This is a genomic window from Paracoccus sp. TRP, assembly GCF_000185925.1.
Taxonomy (GTDB): Bacteria; Pseudomonadota; Alphaproteobacteria; order Rhodobacterales; family Rhodobacteraceae; genus Paracoccus; species Paracoccus kondratievae.
In genome coordinates, this window is the sequence record NZ_AEPN01000068.1 from 1 (window position 1) to 10,693 (window position 10,693).

Here is a 10,693-nt window from a genome sequence, read left to right on the forward strand (position 1 = left end):
CTTCACGACACAACAAATTGGCAATGCCCTTTTGGCAACTCCACATCATCCAGGATGTCGTTCTGCGCCGCGAAATCGCAGCCATAGCAGGCGTCGATCAGTGCGATGGCGCTTTCGTGCAGCGGGGCCGGGACGCCAGCAATCCGCGCCAGCGCCACGGTCGGGACCAGGCCGAAGGGTACGTCCTCGGTGACATAGCGGGTGTCGGCGCTTTTCGGTCCCAGCGGGTCGGTGCCGGCGGCGACGCGGGACTGATACAGCGCCTCGACCGAGGCATGGCCAGATGCCGGATCAAGCTGCGGTGCCAGCGCCTTGCCGAAACCGGCGGCGATGGCCAGCCGCTCGGCGTCCAGCGCCGCCATCAGCCGCCCGACGCCCTCGGTGACCATGCTGTTCTGGTGCCAGGTCTCGGCCCGCTCGATCCGGGTCAGATTGCACAGCACCATCGCCAGATGCACCTGCGGGTTCAGGTTCGACAGCGCGATCTCCAGCAGATCGGCTTTCAGCCGGAACCGGTCGCCGAACAGCGTCCGGCAGGTCGCCAGCGCCGCCTCGGCTTGGCCCGCCGGGATCACCGCCATGTCTACCCTGGGCCGCAGCGCGCCGATGCGGATATGCGGCGCGTCGGGCGCCTTGCAGGTCATCGCGGTGGTGTTCCAGGCGATCAGCGGGATCTCCAGCCCGCGTTCGGCCAGCCGGCGCGCAAGATAAAGGCAGGCAAAGGACAGGTGGCCGCTGAAGATCACCGTATGCTGCGCGGTCAGATGCGGCAGCAGCGCGTCCATCGCCATGCGGTGGCCGTTGGCGGGCAGGGCCAGCACGATGACCTGCGCTAGCGCCAGTTCGGCGGCATCGCGGGCGCGGCGCAGTGGGAATTCACCCTGCAAGGCGCCGCTGACGCGCAGCACATCCTGCCCCTGGAAGGCGGCAAGGCTGCGGCCGCTGGGCGACCACAGGCGCGCGTCGTGGCCGGCCTGGGTCAGATAAGTCAGATAGGCCTTGGCGATATTGCCCGCGCCGACGATCCCGACCCGCATCCGCTGTCCTTCCTTCATGCTTCGCCCAGGGCGCGCGCCTCGCCCAGCGTGATCGGCTTCAAGGGCGCGCGGATGTTGAGGTAACCGACGCTGCCCATCGGCTGGCCATGCGCCTGCGCCACCAGTGCCGCGACCGTATAGCCGCATTGCCGGCCCTGGCAGGGGCCCATGCCGGCGCGGGTGGCGATCTTGACCTGGTTCGGGTCGCGCGCGCCACGGGCGGCGGCGGCGCTGATCGCCCCGGCACTTTGGCATTCGCAGCGGCAGACCACGGTGTCGGGGGCGGGCAGGAACACCTCGGGGCGCGGACGATAGAGCGCGTCCAGGAAAGGCCGCATCGCCGCCAGCTTGCGCAGCACCTTGCGGGCCGGCGCGGCGGCATCATTGGCGCGGGCACCGTCCAGCGCCGCCAGCTTGCGGGCGATGCCCAGACCGGCGATGCGGCCCAGTTCCACCGCCGCATCGGCGCCCAGGATGCCGCCGCCGTCGCCGGCGACGAAGACGCCCGGCACCGAGGTTTCGCCCCAAGCGTCCAGACGCGGCACGAAACAGGCCTGATCCTCGCGCCAGTCATGCGCGCAGCCCAAGGCCATGCCCATGTGGACCGAGGGCACGACGCCTTCATGCGCCAGCAGCAGTGCGGCCTCGGCCTCGATCCGCTGGCCCTTGGCGGTGGTGAATCGCAGGCGTTGCAGCCGGCCGTCGCCGATCGCCTCAAGCCCATGCGCGGCCTTGTAATGCGGCACGCCATGCCGCCGCAGCTTGCGCAGCCAGGACAGGCCCTTGAGCAAGCCCTTGGGCGAACGCAGCAGCGACGGAGCCATCGGCAGGGCGCGGCGGAAATTCGCGGCGGGCGCGGTGTCGATAAAGCCCGCGATGCGGCCGCCCTGATCCAGAAGCTGCGCCATATAAAGCAGCGGCAGCGGCCCGGTACCCGCGACCCAGACCGGGCCGTCGGGGATGCTTTGCACGGTTTTCAGCAGGATCTGCGCCGCGCCGACCGTCATCACTCCGGGCAGGGTCCAGCCGGGAAACGGGTTCGGGCGTTCCTGCGCGCCGGTCGCTAGCAGCACGGCATGGCCGTCGATGCGGCGCGAGCGGCCGTCTTGCGACAGGAAGACGCGAAAGCCCGGCTCGATCTGCCAGACCTGCGCGCCAAGGCACAGCTCCGCGCCGCTTTGGCGCAGCGCCTGGGCGGTGGCGGCGCCCTTCAGGTAATCCGGCCCCAGCGCGCGGCCGATGGCGGTGCCGGCATTGCCCTCGATCCCGCGCCAGATCTGGCCGCCAAGGGCCTTTTGTTCGTCGATCACGCAGACGGCCAGGCCCTGCGCGGCCGCCGTCGCCGCAGCGGTCATGCCGGCGGGACCGGCGCCGATGACGATCAGGTCGTAATTCCGGGTCGCATCCAGGCTCATGGCTGTTCGCTCGATATCAGGCGCTCGATCCGCATCCCGTCCTGGACGGGGATCAGGCAGGATTGCACGGCGGCCGATCCGTCGATGCGGACCAGGCATTCAAAGCAGACGCCCATCATGCAATAGGGCGCGCGGTCCTCTCCGCTGACCGGGTTCGAGCGGGCGCGATAGGGGCTGAGCCGGGTCAGGACGCTGGCGACCGTCTCGCCGGCAAAGGCGGCGGCGGGGGTCCCGTCCACGGTGACGCCCAGCGTGGGGGGGGCGGCGTCAGGAACGCGCTTGAACATGGAATCGCTCCGTCCCGAAGGGTTGCAGCACCGGGGCCATGATGCCGGTCGAAACCGCCTCGGCGAGTTCGTTGGCGTGAAAGGCGGCCAGGGTCACGCCGGAATGGCAGATCACCGCGAAGGCGCCCGGATGGCGGTCGGATTGCGCATAGACCGGCGCCTCGTCGGGCGACAGCACCCGCAGCCCGGCCCATTGTCGCACGATCACCTTGTCGGCCAGCGCCGGAATGATGCGGGTGGCGCGGGTCGCCAGCTTGGCGGTCGCCTCGGCGGTGGTGTCGGTGTTGAAGCCGACATCCTCTTGCGTGGCGCCGATCATCACCGTGCCTTCGCGGGTCTGGCGCAAGCCGCTGGCGGGCAGCGGCAGGAACGGGGCCATGCGCTCGGTCACCAGGATCTGACCGCGCTGCTCATGCACCGGGATGTGGAGCCCCAGCGGCAAGGCCAGCGAGGCGGTGCCGTGGCCGGCGGCAACGACGACGCGCTGGCATTCGAAGCGTGCCGCGCCGGTCTCGACGGCAAAGCCCTGGGCCAGCGGTGCGATGCCGCGCACCGGATCGGCAAAGCGCAGCCGCCCGCCCATCCGCCCGACCGCGGCGTGCAGATCGGCCAGCAGGTGCAGCGGGTTCGAATGGCCTTCGTCATGGCCGAAGCTGGCGCCGACCACCTCCGGACCCAGCGTGACGCCGGGCAGCAGCCGCTCGAGCGCGGGGCGCTCGACCATCTCGGCATGGCGGTTGCTGTGGCCGCTTTCGCGGGCGATGCGGTCGTTCAGCGCGCTGCGCTTTTCCCATTCGGCCTCGCCCAGGCAGAACACCAGCCCGCCCTTTTGCTCGTAATCCAGCGGCAGGCCGGACCTTTCGCGGACATCCTGCGCGAAATCGGCCCAGGCCAGCGCACTGGCGCGGCTGACCGCCTGGTATTCCGGAAAGCCCGCCCCCTTGCTTTGCACCCAGACCAGGCCGAAATTGGCCTTGGAGGCGCGGAAATCGTTGTTGTTGCCGTCGATCAGCAGCACGTCATGGCCCCGGCGCAGCAGCCCGAAGGCAATGGCCGAACCGACGACGCCGCCACCGACGATGATGATTTCAGCGGTTTCCATCCCTGTCCTCCCGAATTCCCGGTGGACGCTAGCCAGCGCCGGATTAGAAGGCAAAGTGGGAAATTTTCGTGCATTATTCGCCGCGGTTATATCAACCCGCGGCCCTCGCGGTATAACCCAGGCGGATACCGCACCAATCAACCTGCATTTGACATGATGGGTCTTCCTGCCCTGTTTAGGGGCCGAGGAAACCCGCCGCGGCGATGCGCGGCCAAGGGGAGGAACTACGGATGAAGATGACGGGTAAAGCGGCGCTCTGGGGCAGCCTTTGCGCCTTGACGCTGAGCGGGATGCCGGCCCTGGCGCAGGACACGGTGCTGCGGGTCGCGGTGCAGGCCTCTGATATAGTGACGCTGGACCCGCACCGGGCCACCACGGTCAATGACAAGGGGCCGGTCGGCTGGCTGTTCAACGGCCTCGTGCGTTTCCCGCCGGGCAGCGCCGATCCCGAAAAGCTGGAACCGGACCTGGCCGAAAGCTGGACCAGCTCGCCCGATGGCAAGGAATGGGTGTTCAAGCTGCGGCCGGGCGTCAAGTTCCACGGCGACTGGGGCGATGTCACCGCCGATGACGTGGTCTATTCGCTGCAGCGCGCCAAGGACCCGGAACGGTCGTCCTTTGCCGCCGGCTACGAGGCGTTCAAGACCATCGAGGCGGTCGATCCGCTGACGGTGCGCATCGTGCTGGACCATCCGGTGCCGGGCTTTCTGGGCCTGGTCGCCAATTATCACGGCGGCAATATCGTCAGCAAGAAGGCCGCCGAGGCCGAAGGCGCCGATTTCGGTGAGAAGCCGGTCGGCACCGGGCCGTTCGAATTCGTCCAGCACACCACCCAGCAGAACGTCACCTTCGAAAAGAACCCGGACTATTTCCGCGGCGCGCCCAAGATCGACCGGATCGACTATCGCATGATCCCGCAGGATTCCAGCCGTGAGCTGGCGTTTTCCTCGGGCGAGTTGGACCTGATCGCCGGCAAGCGCGAACAGCGCTGGGTCGAACGCTGGCGCCAGCAGCCCGGGGCCATCGTCAACGTGTTCGGGCCGGGCGAATACCGGATGCTGCACCTGAACATGACCATCCCGCCGCTGGACGATCACCGCGTGCGCGAAGCCATCGCCCGGGCCGTGAACGTCGATGACATCGTGGCCTTCGTCGGCGCCGACGTCGGGCCGAAGGGTTGCTCGGTGGTGCCGACCAATTACCTTGGCGCCGATTGCACCGGCTGGGATTACCCCTATGACATTGAAAAGGCCAAGGCACTGCTGGCCGAGGCCGGGCATCCGAACGGGGTGACGGTCAAGGCCGTCGTCTCGAGTTTGAACGCGCAGCTGCCGATCATGGAGGTGATCCAGGCGCAGCTGGCCGAGGCCGGGATCACGCTGGACATGCAGGTCGTCGATCACCCGACCTATCACGACATGATCCGCAAGGATGTGTCCGGCGTGACCTTCTATGGCTCGGCCCGCTATCCGATCGCCGATACCTTCCTGACCGAGTTCTTCGATTCCGCCGCCATCGTCGGCAAGCCGACCGCGATCACCAATTTCTCGCATTGCGCGGTGGCCGATGCGCCCATCGAGGCGGCGCGCGCGGAACTGGATCCCACCAAGCAGCTGGCCGACTGGTCCGAGGCGCAGCGGCTGATCCATCAGGAGATCTGCGCCATCCCCCTGTTCACCCTGCAGCAGGTCTGGCTGCAAAGCGACAAGCTGGACCTGGGCTACAAGCTGGAAGGCGCGCTGAACCTGGTGCCGCCGATCACCGAGGCGAGCGTGCTGAAGGCGGAATAGGGCCGCAACCTCCCTCCCCACACCATGCGGTCCGGCCCCGGCAGTCACTCCGACTGCCGGGGCCCTTTTCGGTCAGGTTCGGGGCTGAGGAACCCCGGCCACGGCCCGGGCCTCGAAGTCGCGCGACACCTGGCGCACGCAGTCGAGAAAGGCCGAGACCAGCTTGCGATTGCGGCCGCCCTTCATCCGGCACAGCTTGAAATCGCCGCGGTCGGCCCCGGCCAGCGGGCGGATCACCACCCGGTCGCCCAGCGATTCGCGATAGATCGGGTGCATGATCGCGATGCCCATGCCGCCGGCGACCAGCTCGCCCAGGGTCTGGGCGGTCGCGGCCTCGATCGAGACATTCGGGGTGAGGCCGCCAGCCTCGAACAGCCGGTCGTGCACCAGCCGGGTATGGCCCCCCGACATGAACGAGACGATGGGCGTGTCGCCGATATCCTCGATCGCCACCACCGCCTGCGCGGCCAGCGGATGGTCGGGCGGCATGAAACAGGCCAGCGGCAGGTCCAGGATGCGCTCGGCCTCGACATGGTCATCCTCGAAATGGCCGGTCAGGATGCCGACATCCAGATGGCCGCCGCGCATCCAGTCGAACAGGAACTGCGAGCTGCGGGCGTGGATGGTCAGCGCCACATCGGGATAGGCGCGGCGGAACTCGGCCACCACCGCGCAGATGAAGCGGCCCGACAGCGCCGGCAGCACCCCGATCACCAATTGCCCGCGTTCCTCGCGGCGCAGGTTCTCGGCGATGCGGCCGATCTGGTTCAGCCCGGTAAAGATCCGGTCCACCTCAAGATAGAATCGCGCCGCCCGGTCGTTGGGCGTCAGCAAGCCCTTGCGGCGCTCGAACAGGTTGAAGCCCAGGTCGGCCTCGAGGTTGGACAACAGCTTGCTGGCGGCAGGCTGCGACATGTGCAGCAGCTCGGCGGCCCGGCTGACGGTGCCGGCCTCGATCACCGCCTTGAAAACCTCGATCTGTCTGAGCGTTGGCTGGCGATAGCTTCGCTTGCTGGCCATAGGCATAACCCGGATGAATACCAAAGGGAAAATTCGGTCTTTGGCTACATAGCCCTTGTGGCGTTATTCCATCAAGATCAAAGGGGGAGGGCTGCGGCCCTCGGAGGGTTTTCCGCATTTGCGCGCGCGTTGCGGCGTCTGTCGTTTCGCCGGCGAAAACCGGTCCATCGGGCTGGCGCAAGACGCCGTTCCCCCTGAAAGCTGCGGACAGGGCCAGCGGCCCGACCCGCTGACCGAGGAACAGGGAGAGGGGCGCAATGCTCAACTATGTGATCCGCCGCCTGCTGCTTGCGATCCCGACGCTGCTGCTGATGCTGACGGTGGTCTTCGTGCTGGTGCGGCTGGTGCCGGGCGATCCGGCGCTGACCATCCTGGGCGACCAGGCGACCGAGGAATCGCTGCGCGTGCTGCGTGCCCAGCTTGGGCTGGACCAGCCGATCTATATCCAATACCTGCACTTCGTCACCGACATGACGACGGGCAATTTCGGCATCTCGCTGACCAGCGGCCGCACCGTGCTGCAAGAGGTGGCGCTGGTGCTGCCCTATACGCTGGAGCTGACCGCCGCCGCGCTGCTGCTGGGCGTGGTGCTGGGCGTGCCGCTGGGCGCCACCGCCGCGATCTATCGCAACTTCTGGCCCGACTATTTCAGCCGCATCCTGTCGCTGGTCGGGCTGTCGTTTCCGGCCTTCGTCTCGGGCATCCTGATGCTGCTGGCTTTCGCCGTGCATCTGCGATGGTTCCCGGTCATCGGTTCGGGCGGAAGCGGGCTTGCCGACCATCTGCGCAACCTTGCGCTGCCCGCGATCAACCTTGGCCTGATCATGATGGCCTATATCACCCGCGCCACCCGCGCATCGATGCTGAACGTGCTGAACGAAGATTACGTCCGCACCGCCCGCGCCAAGGGCGTGCGCCCGATGCGGCTGATCATGCGCCACGCGCTGCGCAATGCGCTGATCCCGGTGGTGACCTTGGTGGGCCTGTATTTCGGCACGCTGATCGGCAATTCGGTGCTGACCGAGATCGTCTTTTCGCGGCCCGGCCTCGGCAAGCTGATCCTTGGTGCGCTGAACGCCCGCGACTATTCGCTGCTTCAGGGTCTGATGGTGGTCTTTGCGACCTTTGTGATCCTGGTCAACACCCTCACCGACATCGCCTATGGCCTCGTCGATCCCAGAGTGAAGCTGAGCTGATGACCGTCACCGACACCATTCCCGCCCCCCGCCGGCGCAGCGCCTTCTGGACCGCCTTCAGCCGCAACCGGCTGTCCTGGATTGGCCTGGGCCTGCTGCTGATCATCGTCGGCGCTGCGGTATTCGCGCCGCTGATCGCGCCCTATGATCCGCTGAAGCAGAACATCATCCACCGGCTTCAGCCGCCATCGGCCGAGTTCTGGCTGGGCACCGACACCTATGGCCGCGACGTGCTGTCGCGCATCCTTTACGGCGCCCGCATCTCGCTGGTGATCGGTCTGGTGGCGGTCGCCATCGCCATGGTCATCGGCTCGGCCATCGGCATCCTGTCGGGCTTCATCGGCGGCACCTTCGACCGCGTGGTGATGAGCGTGCTGGACGTGATGCTGTCCTTTCCGACGCTGCTGCTGGGCCTGATGGTCGCGGCGATGCTGGGGGCCAGCTTTCAAAACCTGATCATCGCCATCGCCATCACCGAGATCGCGCCCTTTGCCCGCGTCGCCCGCGCGCCGACCATCTCGCTGAAACAGCGCGACTTCATCGAGGCCGGCCGCGCCATGGGCTTCAGCCGTGGCCGGCTGATGGGGCGGCACATCTTCCCGAACATGGTGTCGGAAGTCGTGGTCATGGGCTCGATGTGGATGGCAAGCGCCATTCGCACCGAGGCGTCGCTCAGCTTCATCGGCCTGGGGGTCGCGCCGCCGACGCCGACCTGGGGCAGCATGATCCGCGAAGGCTTCGACAATATCCTGGACAGCTGGTGGCTGGCGGTGTTTCCCAGCATCGCGATCCTTCTGACCGTGCTGGCGCTGAACATCCTGGGCGACGCCTTGCGCGATGCCATCGACCCCAAGACCCGCGTCGAGTGAAAAGGCAGGCATGATGACCGACCAATCGCAGAACCCCGTCCTCGACATCCGCAACCTGCGCACCGAGTTCCGCGTCGGCGGCGCCTGGACCCCAGCGGTCAAGGACCTGTCGCTGAAAATCCGCCGCAACGAGACGGTCGCCGTGGTCGGCGAATCCGGCTCGGGCAAGTCGGTCACGGCGCTGTCGATCATGCGGCTGCTGCCGGCCTACGGCGCCCGCATCGCCAAGGGCCAGATCCTGTTCGACGGCGAGGATCTGACCCAGAAGACCGAGCGCCAGATGGCGGCGATCCGCGGCGAACAGATCGCGATGATCTTTCAGGAGCCGATGACCTCGCTGAACCCCACCATGACGGTGGCGCAGCAACTGGGCGAATCGCTGCGCATCCATCGCGGCATGTCGCAGGCCGACGCGACGCGCGAGGCGCTGGCGCTGCTGGAACGCGTCCGCATCCCCGCCGCCGCCCGCCGGCTGCACGAATTCCCGCACCAGTTTTCCGGGGGCATGCGGCAGCGGGTGATGATCGCCATGGCGCTGGCCTGCAAGCCCAAGCTGCTGATCGCGGACGAGCCGACCACGGCCCTGGACGTGACCGTGCAGGCGCAGATCCTGGAGCTGATCAAGGAGCTGCAGGACGAGGAAAACATGGGCGTCCTGTTTATCACCCATGACATGGGCGTGGTGGCGGATGTGGCCGACCGGGCATTGGTCATGCGCCGCGGCGACGTGCTGGAAGAGGGCAGCTGCATCGACATCTTTGCCCGCCCCGCGCATCCCTATACCCGCAGCCTCATCCATGCCGTGCCGCAGCTTGGCTCGATGGGGGCGTCCGACAAGCCGATGCCCTTCCCGGTGATGGACGAGGCCGGGCAGGAAACCACCCCCGACCTGGCCGACGGCACGGTCGACCCCGGCGCGGCGCCGATCCTGCAGGTCCGCAACCTGACCACCCGCTTCGACATTCGCGGCGGCATCCTGCGCCGGGTGCGCGGCCGGGTCCATGCGGTCGAGAACGTGTCCTTCGACCTGCGCCCCGGCGAGACGCTGGCGCTGGTCGGCGAAAGCGGCTGCGGCAAGTCCACCACCGGCCGCACGCTGCTGCATCTGGAAAAGCCGGTCGCCGGCGAGGTGGTGGTCGAGGGCAAGCGCCTGTCCGATCTCTCCGAGGCCGAATTGCGCAAGCAGCGCTGCCGGATGCAGATGATCTTTCAGGATCCTTTCGCCAGCCTCGACCCGCGTCAGAGCGTCGGCGACGCCATTGCCGAGCCGCTGCTGGTCCACGGCCTGGCTAATGCCGGCAAGTCGCGCGAGATCGTCGACGGCTTGCTGACCCGCGTCGGCCTGTCGCCGGCGGTGCGCGAACGCTTCCCGCATGAATTCTCGGGCGGCCAGCGCCAGCGCATCTGCATCGCCCGCGCGCTGGCGATGCGGCCCAAGCTGATCGTGGCGGACGAATCCGTCTCGGCGCTGGACGTGTCGGTCAAGGCACAGATCGTCAACCTGATGCTGGAATTGCAGGCCGACCTGGGCCTCAGCTACCTGTTCATCAGTCATGACATGGCGGTGGTCGAACGCATCAGCCACCGCGTCGCGGTGATGTATCTGGGCGAGATCGTCGAGATCGGCCCGCGCTCGGCGATCTTCGGCAACCCGCAGCATCCCTATACGCAAAAGCTGCTGTCGGCGGTGCTGCTGCCCGACCCTTCGCAACGCCGCCAACGTCGCAAATTGTCAAGTGACGAGATTCCCAGTCCAGTTAGAGCTGTCGATTTTATCCCCGCGACAAGGAGGTTCCGTACCGTCGGACCTGAGCATATTGTGATGCAGGTTTGATTGTGAACGGTTTTGGGAAGCCTTTAGGGCATGTTGACAAAAGGGATTCACCGGGCGCGGTTATCGTGATTCAAGCTGGTATCTGCAATGGAGACCAGCGTGGTAGCTGGGATGCATGAGCAGACCTACACCCCCGACCTACA

General features: G+C 67.0%; 9 protein-coding genes. 4 read left to right on the forward strand and 5 right to left on the reverse strand.

Going from position 1 to position 10,693, the window contains the following annotated elements; translation table 11 throughout:
* Positions 1-2: 2 nt before the first annotated feature.
* The 4 genes from PARACOCCUSGL_RS0118660 to PARACOCCUSGL_RS0118675 are packed head-to-tail and all read right to left on the reverse strand — an operon-like array spanning position 3 to position 3,841.
* Positions 3-1,055 (reverse strand): NAD/NADP octopine/nopaline dehydrogenase family protein, encoded by a 1,053-nt coding sequence (locus PARACOCCUSGL_RS0118660; protein WP_202796804.1) that lies wholly within the window; start codon positions 1,053-1,055, stop codon positions 3-5.
* Positions 1,052-2,452 (reverse strand): FAD-dependent oxidoreductase, encoded by a 1,401-nt coding sequence (locus PARACOCCUSGL_RS0118665; RefSeq protein ID WP_010400214.1) that lies wholly within the window; start codon positions 2,450-2,452, stop codon positions 1,052-1,054. Before PARACOCCUSGL_RS0118665 ends, PARACOCCUSGL_RS0118660 begins: the two co-directional genes overlap by 4 nt.
* The gene (locus tag PARACOCCUSGL_RS0118670) at positions 2,449-2,739 is read right to left on the reverse strand and encodes a (2Fe-2S)-binding protein (protein WP_010400215.1); all 291 of its coding nucleotides are present in this window, start codon (positions 2,737-2,739) and stop codon (positions 2,449-2,451) included. Before PARACOCCUSGL_RS0118670 ends, PARACOCCUSGL_RS0118665 begins: the two co-directional genes overlap by 4 nt.
* The gene (locus PARACOCCUSGL_RS0118675) at positions 2,720-3,841 is read right to left on the reverse strand and encodes an FAD-binding oxidoreductase (RefSeq protein WP_010400216.1); all 1,122 of its coding nucleotides are present in this window, start codon (positions 3,839-3,841) and stop codon (positions 2,720-2,722) included. Before PARACOCCUSGL_RS0118675 ends, PARACOCCUSGL_RS0118670 begins: the two co-directional genes overlap by 20 nt.
* 230 nt (positions 3,842-4,071) lie before the next feature.
* Here PARACOCCUSGL_RS0118675 and PARACOCCUSGL_RS0118680 point away from each other — a divergent pair, with 230 nt between their 5' ends.
* Positions 4,072-5,631, forward strand: a complete 1,560-nt coding sequence (locus PARACOCCUSGL_RS0118680) for an ABC transporter substrate-binding protein (RefSeq protein ID WP_010400217.1) — start codon at positions 4,072-4,074, stop codon at positions 5,629-5,631.
* Between the two features lie 72 nt (positions 5,632-5,703).
* On the opposite strand, the gene PARACOCCUSGL_RS0118685 is transcribed toward PARACOCCUSGL_RS0118680, so the two are convergent.
* A complete protein-coding gene (locus PARACOCCUSGL_RS0118685; protein ID WP_010400218.1) occupies positions 5,704-6,651 on the reverse strand; it encodes a LysR family transcriptional regulator in 948 nt (315 codons plus the stop codon).
* Positions 6,652-6,908: 257 nt separating this feature from the next.
* Here PARACOCCUSGL_RS0118685 and PARACOCCUSGL_RS0118690 point away from each other — a divergent pair, with 257 nt between their 5' ends.
* Genes PARACOCCUSGL_RS0118690 through PARACOCCUSGL_RS0118700 form a run of 3 tightly spaced genes read left to right on the forward strand, consistent with a single transcriptional unit; the run spans position 6,909 to position 10,550 of the window.
* On the forward strand, positions 6,909-7,847 hold the full coding sequence (locus PARACOCCUSGL_RS0118690; protein WP_010400219.1) for an ABC transporter permease: 939 nt from the start codon (positions 6,909-6,911) through the stop codon (positions 7,845-7,847).
* Positions 7,847-8,716: an ABC transporter permease gene (locus PARACOCCUSGL_RS0118695; RefSeq protein WP_010400220.1), complete on the forward strand. Its 870-nt coding sequence runs from the start codon at positions 7,847-7,849 to the stop codon at positions 8,714-8,716. The genes PARACOCCUSGL_RS0118690 and PARACOCCUSGL_RS0118695 overlap by 1 nt, the downstream gene beginning before the upstream one ends.
* 10 nt (positions 8,717-8,726) lie before the next feature.
* Entirely contained in the window at positions 8,727-10,550 is a 1,824-nt protein-coding gene (locus PARACOCCUSGL_RS0118700) for a dipeptide ABC transporter ATP-binding protein (protein WP_010400221.1), read from the forward strand.
* The last annotated feature ends 143 nt before the right edge of the window (positions 10,551-10,693 follow it).